A 13489-nucleotide genomic window follows, 5' to 3' on the forward strand; every position below is an offset into this window, starting at 1 on the left:
GCCGCAAACCCCGAGGACTCGCGATGCCAAATTCTGTAAAGCATCGGATTATAACCAGATTCACCCGACAAGGCAATCAACTTGTCCTCTTCTGTCGCTGAACTGCTGTAAACAGGCCTGCATCGGCCGCCATGCGACAACCGCGGCCCACGGATTGCCATGAAGAAATTGTCAGCCGGCATCGAACCAGCCGGCGCTACGGCCACTCTACCAGCACCCGCCGTGTTGCCACGTCCATTCACCTGGCGCCGGGATCACCGGATCAGGGTCGCGCCAGCGGCCGCCGCCATCAGCCCCCCGCTATAATGCCGCTCCATGAACTTGCATAAAACGCTAGCCGCCATTTCCGGCATGACGATGCTCTCGCGCATCACCGGACTGGTCCGGGAAATCCTGTTTGCCCGCGCCTTCGGCGCCTCCGCCTACACCGACGCCTTCAATATCGCCTTCCGCATCCCCAACCTGCTGCGTCGCCTGTTTGCCGAGGGTGCGTTCTCGCAGGCCTTCGTACCCATCCTCGCCGAATACAAGAACCGCCGCGGCATCGAAGAGACCAGACATCTGGTCGACCACGTCGCCACCGCCCTGATGTGGGTGATGCTCATCACCTGCGTGATCGGCATCGTGGCCACCCCCTTCGTGGTCTATTTCATCGCCACCGGCCTGCAGTACAACCCGGACGCCTTCCACGCCTCGGTGCTGATGACCCGCATCATGTTCCCCTACATCGGCTTCATGGCCTTCGTGGCGCTGGCCGGAGGCATCCTCAACACCTGGAAGGAATTCAAGATCCCGGCCGTGACCTCGGTGCTGCTCAACGTGGCCTTCATCGTGGCCTCGCTGTTCGTAGCGCCCTTCATGGAGCAGCCGATCTACGCCATGGCCTTCGCCGTGCTGGTGGGCGGCATCCTGCAGGTGGCCATCCAGGTGCCGGCGCTGGTGAAGATCGGCATGCTGCCGCGTCTGTACTGGAATCCCATGCTCGGGTTGCGCGACGAGGGCGTCAAACGGGTCTTGAAGAAAATGGGGCCGGCCGTCTTTGCCGTCTCGGCCGCGCAGATCAGCCTGATGATCAATACCAACATCGCCTCGCGCCTGGAGCACGGCAGCGTCTCCTGGCTGACCTATGCCGACCGCCTGATGGAATTCCCCACCGCCCTGCTGGGCGTCGCCCTGGGGACCATCCTGCTGCCCAGCCTGTCCAACGCCCACGCCGCGCAGGACATGGAGGAATACTCGGCCCTGCTGGACTGGGGGCTGCGGCTGACCTTCATGCTGGCCATGCCGGCCGCGGTGGGACTGGCCACGCTCTCCGAACCGCTGACCGCCACCCTGTTCCACTACGGCCGTTTCGACGCGCTTTCCGTCACCATGGTCGGCCACGCGCTGGTGGCCTATGGCGTGGGCCTGATCGGACTGATCCTGGTCAAGATCCTGGCGCCCGGCTTCTATGCCAAACAGGATATCCGCACCCCGGTGATCATCGCCGTCGGCGTGCTCATCGCCACCCAGGCCATGAACAGCTTGTTCGTGCCGATCTTCGCCCATGCCGGCCTGGCGCTGTCCATCGGGCTGGGGGCCTGCCTCAATGCGCTGTGCCTGTTCATCGGCCTGCGCCGACGCCAGATCTATGTGCCGCGACCGGGCTGGGGCCTGTTCCTGGTGCGTCTGTGCGGCGCGCTGCTGGTGATGGCCGGCGTCGCCCTGTGGATCGCCGGTCACTTCGACTGGGTCGCCCTGCGCGCCCAGCCCCTGCTGCGCATTGCCGCGCTGGGACTAGTGCTGGTGGTGTGCGCAGCGGCCTATTTCGGACCGCTGTTTGCCATGGGTTTCCGCCTGCGCGAGTTCAAGCGGATCGCCCGCCGCTGAGGCGCTGAACCAGCTCTCTTGCCGCTTCAGCAAAACAAAGAGGTAGAGTGAAACAACAAATTTCACTCGCCTCCAGGCAGACCTGACGCAGCGCGCAATATTTTGATAGCATGGGTGTCATGACGCTCACCTCCCTCGACTATTTTGCTTCGCTGGTGCGCCAGGACGATTCGATCCCCTTGTTCGAATCCGCCCTGACGTTGGGACAGGATTTCTATCCCGAAATGGATTTCGCTGAAGAGGAAATGGCGCTCGACACCCTGGCGCTCAAGCTCAGGCAGCGGCTGCCGCCGGATGCGTCGCAAATCCAGAAGTTGCGCATGCTGAACCAGTTCTTCTTCCAGGAAATGGCCTTCGCCGGCAACGTCAACAATTACTACGACCCCGACAACAGCTACATCCACCGCGTCATCTCGACCCGACGCGGCATCCCTATCTCGCTGGCGGTGGTGTATATCGAACTGGCCCAGCAGATCGGGCTGGACATGAAGGGGGTTTCATTCCCTGGCCACTTCTTGATGAAGTTATCGGTACAGTCGGGTGAAATCGTGCTGGACCCCATGAACGGTTCCAGCCTGTCGCGGGAAGAACTGGAAGAGCGTCTGGAGCCCTTCCTGGCCCATCAGCCGGAAGAAGAGTTTGGCGACGAACTGCCCCTGGCAGCCTATCTGCGGGCGGCTCATCCACGCGAAATCCTGGCGCGCATGCTGCGCAACCTGAAAGCCATCTTCATGGAAAGCCAGCGCTGGCAACAGGTGCTGGACGTGCAGGAACGCCTGGTGATCCTCCTGCCCGAAGAAGTCACCGAAAAGCGCGACCGCGGCCTGGCCTTCGCCAATCTGGGCATGGCCCAGGCGGCGCTGGAAGATCTGGAAGCCTACCTGGCTCTGCGTCCGTATGCCGAAGATGCGCCCAATCTGCGCGAGATGCTGCCCGACCTGCGCGAAGCCTTGCGCAAGCCGAGCTGAGCGGGCTTACTTCTTCCCTTCGATCTCTTCCCAGCGCTCCAGGCTGACCAGCAGTTCTTCGTCGATCTCGGCGAAACGCTGGTTCAGCTTGACGGCGTCATCGGCACTCTTCTTGTAGAGGTCGGGGTCGGCCAGCTTCTCGGAAATCTGCTTCTGCTCCGCTTCCAGTGCCGCAATGCGCTTGGGCAGTTCTTCCAGCTCACGCTGTTCCTTGTAGCTCAGCTTCTTCTTGGCCGCGGGCGCAGCCACCGGTGCCGCCATGGTCGATTCGGCCTTGACCTCGCCGCTGTCGGCGACCTTGTCGGCCGCCTTGGCGCCAGCCTTGGAGGCCGCCTGCGTGGTCGGACGCTGGCGCTCCCAGTCGGAATAACCACCCACATATTCACGCCAGACGCCATTGCCCTCGGCGGCGATCACCTGGGTCACGACATTGTCCAGGAACATACGGTCGTGGCTGACCAGGAACACCGTCCCCGGATATTCTTCCAGCAGTTCTTCCAGCAATTCCAGCGTATCGATGTCAAGGTCGTTGGTCGGTTCGTCCAGCACCAGCACATTGGCCGGCTTGGCGAACAGCCGCGCCAGCAGCAGGCGGTTGCGTTCACCGCCGGAGAGCGTACGTACCGGCGAGCGGGCGCGTTCCGGCGCGAACAGGAAGTCCGACAGATAGGTCATCACGTGCTTGCGCTGGCCGTTGACCTCGACCCAGTCGCTGCCCGGAGCAATCGTGTCAGCCAGCGTGGTTTCTTCATTCAGTTGCGCGCGCATCTGATCGAAATAGGCGACCTGCATCTTGGTCCCCTGCTTGACGGTGCCGCTGTCCGGCGCTTCCTCACCCAGGATCAGCTTGAGCAGCGTGGTCTTGCCGGCGCCGTTCTGGCCGATCAGGCCGACCTTGTCGCCTCGCATGAGGATGGTGCTGAAATCGCGCACGATGGTCTTGGGGCCGTAGGCCTTGTTGACGTTTTCCAGTTCCGCCACGATCTTGCCGGAGCGCTCGCCGGTACCCACTTCCAGCTTGACCTGTCCTTGCCGGTCGCGGCGCTCGCTGCGCTGCACGCGCAGCGCTTCCAGACGTCGCACGCGGCCTTCGTCGCGGGTACGGCGGGCCTGCACGCCCTTGCGGATCCAGACCTCTTCCTGGGCCAGGAATTTGTCGAACTTGGCGTTTTCCACTTCCTCGTTGGCCAGCAGCTCGGCCTTGCGGGTCTGGTAGGTGCTGAAGTTGCCGGGGAAGGACAGGATCTTGCCGCGATCCAGTTCGATGATGCGGGTCGAGACGTTGTCCAGGAAACTACGGTCGTGGGTGATGAAGAGGATGCTCCCCTTGAAGTCGCGCAACAGGCCTTCCAGCCACAGGATGGAGCCGAAGTCCAGGTGGTTGGTCGGCTCGTCCAGCAGCAGCACGTCGGGGTTGCCCACCAGGCCGCAGGCCAGGGCCACGCGTTTCTTCATACCGCCGGAGAGTTCACCGATGCGCGCTTCGCGGTTCAGGTTCAGCTTGTCCAGCGTGGTCTCGACCTTGTTGCCGATGGACCAGGCGTCGGCCGCGTCCAGCACGGTCTGGATCTGGTGCATGCGCTCCAGCAGGGCATCGTCGTTATCACCGCCGAACTGACCGGTGATGGCTTCATATTCGGCCAGCAAAGCCGGCAACTCGCCCAGGCCCGAAGCTACGGCGTCGAACACCGTCATCTCTTCCGGGAAATGTGGCTCCTGGTCGACATAGGCGATCTTCAGGTTCTGCTGCATCACCAGCAGGCCATCGTCCAGCTTCGAGCGACCGGCGATGATCTTCAGGAGCGACGACTTGCCGGTGCCGTTGCGGCCGATCAGGCCGATGCGTTCGCCGGTCTCCAGCGAGAATTCGGCGTGATCGAGGAGCGCGACGTGGCCGAAGGCCAGTTGTGCGTCGGAGAGGGAAATGACTGCCATAGCGTGAGTAGCGTGATCTGCGTGAATGCGACGGCCTGGGCCGCGCAGGATGGATGCGAAGTCGCTTGCAAGGCGCCGCAGCGGCGCAGAAGCGGAACAAGAGCGGCATTGTACCGACTGCGCCGCCGAAATGCTGATTTAAGCTCAGGAAGCGTCCGCTGCGGCAGAGCGCGCGACGCGCGCCGGATTGTCGCGGCGGCAACGTTGTTGACGATAAATAACTACAAAATCTCGAATTTCAGCGTCGAAAGGGATCGATGTTACAACTGGTAAAGCATTGTCCCAGCCCTCCCCGCCGGCCTGGCGGCCCGATGCTGTAAGATAGCGCATCCCGATTCGTACTGATCCCATGCCTCTTTCAACCTTGCCAGACCCGCTGCGCCGCCAGCGCGGCTTTCTCAATCCCAACATCGCCAAGTTCATCGGTCTGTCCATCGTGGGCCTGGCCATCGCCGGCGCGCTACTGGTGGTCTACGCCCTGATCTTCATCAACCCGCGCCTGCCCTCGCTGGACCTGATCACCGATTACCGGCCCAAGGTCCCGCTGCGCATCTGGTCCGAAGACAAGGTCTTGCTGGGCGAATTCGGTGAAGAAAAGCGCAGCCTGGTCAAGCTGGACGACATCCCGGCCGACATGAAGAATGCCGTGCTGGCCATCGAGGACTATCGCTTCTATGAGCACGGCGGCATCGACTGGATCGGCATCGCCCGCGCCCTGGTGACCGACGTGCTGCGCGGCAGCGCCTCGCAGGGGGCCAGCACCATCACCATGCAGGTGGCGCGCAATGTCTTCCTGACCAAGGAAAAGACCTTCTCCCGCAAGCTCTATGAAGTGCTGCTGGCCAACAAGATCGAACATGCCCTGACCAAGGACCAGATCCTGGAGGTCTACATGAACCAGATCTACCTGGGCCAGCGCGCCTTCGGCTTTGCCGCTGCCGCCCGCACCTATTTCGGCAAGGACCTCAAGGACGTCACCCTGGCCGAAGCCGCCATGCTGGCCGGCCTGCCCAAGGCACCATCAGCCTACAACCCCATCGTCAACCCCAAGCGCGCCCACATCCGCCAGCAGTACATCCTGCAGCGCATGCTGGACGTGGGCTTCATCACCCAGGCGCAGTACGACAAGGCTTCCAAGGAAGAACTGAAGGTGCGTGCACCGGGCAGCCAGTACACGGTACATGCCGAATATGTGAATGAAATGGTGCGCCAGATGGTGTACGCCCAGTACAAGGAAGACACCTATACGCAGGGCTTCAACGTCTACACCACCGTCAATGCCGCCGACCAGCAGGCCGCCTACCTGGCCGTGCGCAAGGGCGTGATGGACTATGACCGTCGCCATGGCTACCGTGGTCCGGAAGAGACCATCGAGCTGCCCTCAAACGCGGAGGATCGTGCCTCCGCCATCGACGACGTGATGGACGACCACCCGGACAACGATGACATCCTGGCCGCCGTGGTGGTGGCTGCCAGCCCCAAGCAGATCGACGCCGTATTGCGCAGCGGCGACAAGATCAGCATCAAGGGCGAAGCCCTGCGCTTCGTGGCATCGGCGCTGTCGGAAAAGGCCAAGAAGGAAGTGCGCATCGGCCCCGGCGCGCTGATCCGCGTGATGCAGGATGCCAAGCAGAACTGGCAGGTGGTGCAGCTGCCGCAAGTGGAAGCAGCGCTGGTGTCGGTGGTGCCGCAGGACGGTGCCATCCGCGCGCTGGTGGGCGGTTTCGACTTCACCCAGAACAACTTCAACCACGTGACGCAAGCCTGGCGCCAGCCCGGCTCCACATTCAAGCCCTTCATCTATTCAGCAGCGCTGGAGAAGGGTTTTGCGCCCGCCTCCATCGTCAACGATGCTCCGGTGTCCTACCCTGCCGGCCCCGGCCAGCCTAACTGGGAACCCAAGGATGACGAAACCCCGGCCGGCCCGATCACGGTGCGCACGGCCCTGCAGAAGTCGGTCAACCTGGTGGCCATCCGCACGCTGGACTACATCGGCGTGCCTTACGCCAAGGACTTCATCACCGGCACCTATGGTTTCGATGCCGACAAGGTTCCGCCCTACCTGCCCATGGCCCTGGGTGCTGGGCAGACCAATCCGCTGCAGTTGTCGGCGGCCTATTCGGTGTTCGCCAATGGCGGCTACAAGATCCAGCCCTACCTGATCTCGCAGATCACCGACGCCCGCGGCAAGGTGCTGTCCAAGGCGGACCCGCTGATCGTCGGCAATGGCGCACCGCGCGTGGTGGCCGAGCGCAACAGCTACATGATGACCAACCTGCTCAAGTCCGTGGCCCAGCGCGGCACCGGCGCGCGCAGCAATAGCATCGGCCGCACCGACCTGGCCGGCAAGACCGGTACCACCAACGATGCGGTGGATGGTTGGTTCGCCGGTTACCAGCGCACGCTGGCCACCGTGGTGTGGATGGGGTATGACCAGCCCAAGAGCCTGGGTGGCATGGAATTCGGTGCCCAGCTGGCGCTGCCGATCTGGGTGGATTACATGGCCAAGGCCCTGAAGGGCGTGCCGCAGTTCGACCAGCCGGTGCCGGACGGCATCCGCTTCATCGATGGCGAACCGTACTACGACAACTTCACCCCGAACAACGGTCTGGTGACCAATGTGGGTGTGACGGTGGTGGATGCGATCTCGAACTTCTTCGGCTGGACCCCGAGCCAGACCCCGGCCGCCCCGGGCACGGCCCAGCCGGCGCCGAACGTGCCAGGCAGCGCGCCCGGCAGCCCGGGCGCTGCCCCCTCGCCTTCGGGAACGCGCCCCCAGAGCGACAACGCGCGCCGCTTCCTGGACAGCACCAACCAGGGCCATTGACCGATGATGGATCGGAGTGAGGCTGCCCCACGGTGATGTGACACTGGTGGGGCAGAAAATGAAAAAGCGCAGAAGCTGACTTCTGCGCTTTTTTTATGCTGGCGCCCCCGACACGGATCGAACGTGTGACCTATCCCTTCATACCACTATGGCTTTCGCCACCAGAGTCTGTTTGTGGTCTGGACTATACCTTGATCGTGGGCAGTGCCATCGATGCACTGGCCTTTAGACCGGAGCCGTCTAGTCTCTACACCTTCCGGCGTCCTCACGGAAGCCGGCTTGGCTCGGTATTGCCAGCAGCCGCGCAGCCATCACGACCAGGCGCTGTCAGGGTTCACCGAATTTGACTCCATTCACGCGGCGCCTTTCGGCAGCCGCTGCCCAATTGTCTTTAGGAGGGGATCGCTCTATCCACTGAGCTACGGGGGCAGCAAGGCCGCTATTGTATCCGCTGCGCCCGGGCTTGCAAAGCTGCAAGCACAGTGGCGCCTTGCACTACAATAGGTCGATGCGCCCGCTCATAACAAATATGAAGGAAATTGCTGCCATCGCACTGGGGACCTGGATTGCATACGCGCCAGCCATGGCCCAGTCGACGGCCTCCCCTGCCGATGCCAGGGCAGTGCCCGGCATGGCGGAACGGATGGCAGCCTGTACCGCCTGCCACGGCAAGGAAGGGCGCGCTACCGCCGATGGCTATTACCCGCGCATCGCCGGCAAGCCCGAAGGCTATCTGCTGCATCAGTTGCAGAGCTTCCGGGATGGCCAGCGCCGTTACCCGATGATGAATTACCTGCTGGCCAATCTTTCGGACGACTATCTGCAGCAGATCGCCGCCTTCTTTGCCGACCAGCATCCGCCCTACCCGCCGCCAGTCACCACCGAGGCCAGCGCAACGGTGCTGGAACGCGGCCGCCAGCTGGTTACCACCGGCCGGCCGGCGCAACGCATTCCGGCCTGCGCCGCCTGCCATGGTGACGGCTTGGCCGGCGTGGCACCGGGCATCCCTGGGCTGCTGGGACTGCCACGGGATTACATCAATGCGCAGCTGGGCGCCTGGCGCAACGGCGAGCGCAAGGCCAAGGCGCCCGACTGCATGGGCGAGATCGCCCGCGCCCTGAGCCCGGAAGACATCAACGCCGCCAGCAGTTGGCTGGCGGCGCAGCCGGTGCCACCGAATTACCGCCCGGCCGCTGCACCGGCCAAGCGATTGCCCGCACAGTGCGGCAGCATGGGGCCGGCGCTGTCGAAGCCCGGCACGATGGGAGCAATACCATGAGGCGGCCCTGGACGACCGGCCTGAAGTGGCTGCTGCTGGGCGCCGCCGGCACGCTGGTGGGCCTGGCTGGCGTGGTGGCCTGGCAGAGCCTGGGCAGCGAGGACCCGGGCGTGGCTTCCGCGGTCGGTGATCCACAGGCGCAGCGGCTCAAGGGCCAATACCTGGCGCAGGCCGGCAATTGCATGGCCTGCCACACCGTGCGCGGCGGAGCGGGATATGCCGGTGGACGCGCCATCGCCAGCCCCTTCGGCACGCTCTACACCAGCAACATCACCCCGGACAAAGCCACCGGCATCGGCAACTGGAGCCGCGACGATTTCTGGCGCGCGCTGCATCACGGGCGGGGCCGCGACGGCCGCTTCCTCTATCCGGCCTTCCCCTATACCAGCTACACCCGGATGAGCCGCGACGACAGCGATGCCCTCTTCGCCTATCTGCAGAGCCTGCCGCCGGTCAATCAGCCCAATCGCGATCATGCACTGCGCTTCCCCTACAACCAGCGCATGCTGCTGGGGCTGTGGCGTGCCTTGTATTTCAAACCAGGCAGCTTCACGCCCGACCCGGCACGCGATGCGCAATGGAACCGTGGCGCCTATCTGGTCCAGGGCGCCGGCCATTGCAGCGCCTGCCATAGCGCACGCAACGCTCTGGGCGCGAGCCTGGCGCCGCTGGCGCTGGAGGGCGGCGTGATACCGGCGCTGGCGTGGTATGCGCCGCCACTGCATGGCGGTGAGCAGGGGCTGGGAAGCTGGAGCGAGGCCGATATTGCCGCCCTGCTCAAGACCGGGGTATCGGCTCGCGGTACGGCGCTGGGGCCCATGTCGGAAATCGTCGGCCGCAGCCTGCAATATCTGACCGATAGCGACATCTCGGCCATCAGCGTCTACCTCAAGACGCTGCCGGCACCCTCATCGGAAAGTTCGGCCGACTCCGGCGCACCGCGCCCGGAGCCGGTGGAAGCCGAGCGCATCCTCAAGCAGGGCCAAAAGCTCTACGGATCACTGTGCGTGGACTGTCATGGCGGCAAGGGCCAGGGTAGCGCGCCGGATTATCCGCCGCTGGCGGGCAACCATGCCATCGCCGGGCCACAACCGCTCAATGCGATTCGCACCGTGCTCAATGGCGGTTTTCCGCCATCCACGACCGGCAATCCCTATCCCTTCGGCATGCCGCCCTTCGGGCCGCAACTGAGCGATTCCGAGGTGGCGGCGGTGCTGTCCTATGTGCTCAACAGCTGGGGAAATCAGGGCGGATGGGTGTCGGCCTCGGAGGTCAACCGCTATCGCAGTGTGCCGCTGGACTGAGCCTGGCGAGAGGGAGCAGCCATGAAAAAAGCGATCCTCGGATCGCTTTTTTCATGATGCGGCTTCAGCGGCGCAGGCCGACCACCTGAAGGGCGATCATTGCTCGCCGCTGAGCTTGTAGCCCATGCCACGCACCGTCTGCACGTAATGCGCGAGATCACCCAGCGATTTGCGCAGACGCATGATATGCACGTCCACCGTGCGTTCTTCGATGAAGGTATGGTCACCCCACACCTTGTCCAGCAACTGGGCACGCGAGAAGATGCGTTCCGGATGGGCCACCAGATAACGCAGCAGCTTGAATTCTGCCTGGTCCAGCGTCACCGACCGGCCACCGACCGAGACTTCGCGCCGCTCGACATCGATGCCGATGTCGCGATACCGCAGCACCTGGCTGCCGATCTCGGGGGTCTTGCGGCGTAACAGTGCCTGTACCCGCGCCACCAGTTCCTTGGGTGAAAAGGGCTTGGTCACGTAGTCATCGGCGCCCTCGTTCAAGCCCTTGACCTTGTCTTCTTCCATGCCCTTGGCGGTCAGCATGATGACCGGCAGCGCGGCGGTGCGCGGATCACGCCGCAATTCGCTCAGCAACACCAGGCCCGAGCTGTCCGGCAACATCCAGTCCAGCAGGATCACGTGGGGCAGCGCCTCGGCAATGAACTTGCGGGCCTGGGCCACATCGGTGGCAATGGTGGTGGCGAAACCAGCCCCCTGCATCGTGAAGCGCAATAGCTCCGCGATGCTGGGTTCGTCTTCCACCATGAGGATTTGGGCTAGCTCTTTTGACATCGTCCGCAGTCCGAAACAGGAAGAACTCAGAGCACCTTGGCGGCGATACGCTGCGCCATGCTGCGCGCCAGTTCGGCCTCCTGGGCCTCCACCATCACGCGGATCAGGGGCTCGGTACCGGAGGGGCGCAGCAGTACGCGTCCGCGCTCGCCCAGCTGTTCTTCTACGGCCGCCTTTTCCGCCTGCAAGGCGGTGTTGGATTTCCAGTCGTAACCGGCTGGGATCTTCACGTTGATCAGCGACTGCGGATACAGGCTGATGTCCGCCGTCATCTGTGCCAGGGTCTGGCCTGCGCGCTTGAGGGCCGACAGCACCTGCAGCGCCGAGACGATGCCGTCGCCGGTGGTGTGCTTGTCCAGCGCCAGCAGGTGACCGGAACCCTCGCCGCCCAGCAGCCAGCCCTTTTCCTGCAGCACTTCCAGCACATAACGGTCACCCACCTTGGCACGCGCGAAGGGCACGCCCATCTTCTTGAAGGCGACCTCCAGGGCCATGTTGGTCATGAGCGTGCCGACCGCGCCATCGATCGCGCCGGTGGCCAGCCTGTCCTTGACCATCAGGTAGAGCAGTTCGTCGCCGTTGTAGATGCGGCCGCTGTCGTCGACCATGATCAGGCGGTCGGCATCGCCGTCGAGCGCGATGCCCAGGTCGGCGCGGTATTCGCGCACCGACGCCACCAGAGTCTTGGGCGCGGTGGCACCGCAATCCTCGTTGATGTTCAGGCCATCGGGCTGGTTGCCGATGGTGATGACCTCGGCCCCCAGTTCGTGGAACACATGGGGCGCGATGTTGTAGGCCGCGCCGTGGGCACAATCGACCACCAGGCGCATGCCGCGCAGGTCCATGGCCCCGGGGAAGGTGCTCTTGCAGAATTCGATGTAGCGACCGGCGGCATCATTGAGACGACGTGCCTTGCCCAGCTTCTCGGAGGGCACACAGTCCATGGGCCGCTCCAGGGCCGCCTCGATATCGGCTTCGACGGCATCCGGCAGCTTGTTGCCGCTGGCGGAAAAGAACTTGATGCCGTTGTCGTGATACGGATTATGCGATGCGGATATCACCACGCCGGCCGAGAGCCGCAAGGCGCGGGTCAAATAGGCCACGGCCGCGGTGGGGATCGGCCCGGCCAGCCAGACGTCCACCCCGGCCGCCGCGAAACCGGCTTCCAGGGCGGCTTCCAGCATGTAGCCGGAAATCCGGGTGTCCTTGCCGATCAATACCGTGCGCCGCGCCGCGCCATCCTTGGCCTGGGTCAGCACCTTGCCTGCGGCGTAGCCCAGGCGCATGACGAAATCAGGCGTGATCGGGGCCACACCCACACGACCGCGTACGCCGTCGGTGCCGAAATATTTTGCTGCCATCTTGATTCCTCTAACGCTTTCCTGCGGGCCACCGGATGGTTGGCCCGTCTCCCTTGTCTGTGTCACTCTTCCATCACCCGGGCCAGGCGGTTCGCCTCGCCGGATGGCCGGTCTCAGATGTCTTCCCGCCCGGCCTGCCACATGGTGAGGGCATCGACGGTCTCGGCCACGTCGTGTACGCGGATGATCATCGCGCCCTGCTGCGCTGCCGCCAGCGCCGCGCCGATGCTGCCGGCCATACGCCGCTCCAGCGGCTTGCCGGTGACCGCACCGATCATGGATTTGCGGGACATGCCCGCCAATAGCGGCATGTCCAGTTGGCCGATCAGGCGGCGCGTGCTTTTGAGCAAAGCAAGATTATGCTCCACTGTCTTGCCAAAGCCAAAACCGGGATCGATGCAGATGCGCTCGCGGGCGATCCCGGCGGCCTGCATCAAATCCACCTGCCCCTGCAGGAAATGCGCAACTTCGGTCACCACATCCTGGTAGACGGGCGCCTGCTGCATGGTCTGCGGCTGGCCCTGCATGTGCATCACGCACAGGCCGGCCTCGCTGTCCCTGACTGCCTCGATGGCGCCCTCGGCGCGAAAGCCGTTGATGTCATTGATCATGTCCACTTCCGCCAGCAGCGCTTCGCGCATAACGGCGGGCTTGTAGGTGTCCAGCGAGAGGGGCTTGCCGCAATCGCGCAGCGCGTAGATCACCGGCATGACGCGTTCCAGCTCCTGCTCCAGCGACAAGGGCGCGATGCCGGGGCGGGTGGATTCGCCGCCGATGTCGATGATGTCCACGCCATCGGCGATCATCTGTTCGGCATGGCCCAGGGCCATTTCCAGCGAGTGGTGGCGACCGCCGTCGGAGAACGAGTCCGGCGTCACATTGAGGATGCCCATGACCAGCGGCCGGCGACCTTGCTGTACCGGCAGGCGGAACCTGCCGCATTTGAGGAATGCTTGCGTCATCTTGCTTCTATCAGGGTGGAACGGGTGTTCAGCTTCCGCCACGGGCGGTGCACTACTGCGTGGCGCAGCATGATACACCGCCGCATGCCGGCTGCCTGCTTCTTTCGCCCGCACCTGCCGGGAGATGACGGCCTCGAAGCGAGGGGTCGGGGGAGGACAAAATGAAAAAAGGCGAGGATTGCTCCTCACCTTTTT

The 13489-nt window shown here is 63.8% G+C and carries 9 protein-coding genes; 5 read left to right on the forward strand and 4 right to left on the reverse strand.

Annotated features, from left to right (window positions below; translation table 11 throughout):
• Nucleotides 1-315 precede the first annotated feature (315 nt).
• Together murJ and VE092_RS21950 are read left to right on the forward strand one after the other, a co-directional pair.
• Nucleotides 316-1869, forward strand: a complete 1554-nt coding sequence (gene murJ, locus VE092_RS21945; RefSeq protein WP_324880026.1) for a murein biosynthesis integral membrane protein MurJ — start codon at nucleotides 316-318, stop codon at nucleotides 1867-1869.
• Nucleotides 1870-1988: 119 nt separating this feature from the next.
• Nucleotides 1989-2837 carry a SirB1 family protein gene (locus VE092_RS21950; RefSeq protein WP_324880027.1) on the forward strand — a complete coding sequence of 283 codons (849 nt, stop codon included), beginning with the start codon at nucleotides 1989-1991 and terminating at the stop codon, nucleotides 2835-2837.
• Nucleotides 2838-2843: 6 nt separating this feature from the next.
• Here the strand turns inward: VE092_RS21950 and VE092_RS21955 are convergent, their stop codons facing one another.
• Nucleotides 2844-4772 carry an ATP-binding cassette domain-containing protein gene (locus VE092_RS21955; protein WP_324880028.1) on the reverse strand — a complete coding sequence of 643 codons (1929 nt, stop codon included), beginning with the start codon at nucleotides 4770-4772 and terminating at the stop codon, nucleotides 2844-2846.
• Nucleotides 4773-5121: 349 nt separating this feature from the next.
• Here VE092_RS21955 and VE092_RS21960 point away from each other — a divergent pair, with 349 nt between their 5' ends.
• From VE092_RS21960 to VE092_RS21970, 3 genes are all read left to right on the forward strand, one after another.
• The gene (locus VE092_RS21960; protein WP_324880029.1) at nucleotides 5122-7599 is read left to right on the forward strand and encodes a penicillin-binding protein 1A; all 2478 of its coding nucleotides are present in this window, start codon (nucleotides 5122-5124) and stop codon (nucleotides 7597-7599) included.
• 508 nt (nucleotides 7600-8107) lie between these two features.
• Nucleotides 8108-8878, forward strand: coding sequence for a c-type cytochrome (locus tag VE092_RS21965; RefSeq protein ID WP_414653517.1), 771 nt, complete (start codon nucleotides 8108-8110; stop codon nucleotides 8876-8878).
• Complete coding sequence (locus VE092_RS21970) at nucleotides 8875-10182, forward strand: cytochrome c (RefSeq protein WP_324880031.1); 1308 nt, start codon at nucleotides 8875-8877, stop codon at nucleotides 10180-10182. The genes VE092_RS21965 and VE092_RS21970 overlap by 4 nt, the downstream gene beginning before the upstream one ends.
• A 96-nt stretch (nucleotides 10183-10278) precedes the next feature.
• On the opposite strand, the gene VE092_RS21975 is transcribed toward VE092_RS21970, so the two are convergent.
• From VE092_RS21975 to folP, 3 genes are all read right to left on the reverse strand, one after another.
• A complete protein-coding gene (locus VE092_RS21975) occupies nucleotides 10279-10971 on the reverse strand; it encodes a winged helix-turn-helix domain-containing protein (RefSeq protein WP_324880032.1) in 693 nt (230 codons plus the stop codon).
• 26 nt (nucleotides 10972-10997) lie between these two features.
• A complete protein-coding gene (gene glmM, locus VE092_RS21980) occupies nucleotides 10998-12332 on the reverse strand; it encodes a phosphoglucosamine mutase (RefSeq protein WP_324880033.1) in 1335 nt (444 codons plus the stop codon).
• A gap of 113 nt (nucleotides 12333-12445) precedes the next feature.
• Nucleotides 12446-13294, reverse strand: a complete 849-nt coding sequence (gene folP, locus VE092_RS21985) for a dihydropteroate synthase (RefSeq protein ID WP_324880034.1) — start codon at nucleotides 13292-13294, stop codon at nucleotides 12446-12448.
• Nucleotides 13295-13489: the final 195 nt, after the last annotated feature.

Origin of the sequence: Herbaspirillum sp., assembly GCF_035644555.1 — a bacterium.
Classification (GTDB): Bacteria; Pseudomonadota; Gammaproteobacteria; order Burkholderiales; family Burkholderiaceae_D; genus Herbaspirillum.

Coding starts and splice junctions, on each gene's coding strand:
- murJ (WP_324880026.1), top strand. CDS start 316: ATGAACTTGCATAAAACGCTAGCCGCCATTTCCGGCATGACGATGCTC.
- VE092_RS21950 (WP_324880027.1), top strand. CDS start 1,989: ATGACGCTCACCTCCCTCGACTATTTTGCTTCGCTGGTGCGCCAGGAC.
- VE092_RS21955 (WP_324880028.1), bottom strand. CDS start 4,772: ATGGCAGTCATTTCCCTCTCCGACGCACAACTGGCCTTCGGCCACGTC.
- VE092_RS21960 (WP_324880029.1), top strand. CDS start 5,122: ATGCCTCTTTCAACCTTGCCAGACCCGCTGCGCCGCCAGCGCGGCTTT.
- VE092_RS21965 (WP_414653517.1), top strand. CDS start 8,108: ATGCGCCCGCTCATAACAAATATGAAGGAAATTGCTGCCATCGCACTG.
- VE092_RS21970 (WP_324880031.1), top strand. CDS start 8,875: ATGAGGCGGCCCTGGACGACCGGCCTGAAGTGGCTGCTGCTGGGCGCC.
- VE092_RS21975 (WP_324880032.1), bottom strand. CDS start 10,971: ATGTCAAAAGAGCTAGCCCAAATCCTCATGGTGGAAGACGAACCCAGC.
- glmM (WP_324880033.1), bottom strand. CDS start 12,332: ATGGCAGCAAAATATTTCGGCACCGACGGCGTACGCGGTCGTGTGGGT.
- folP (WP_324880034.1), bottom strand. CDS start 13,294: ATGACGCAAGCATTCCTCAAATGCGGCAGGTTCCGCCTGCCGGTACAG.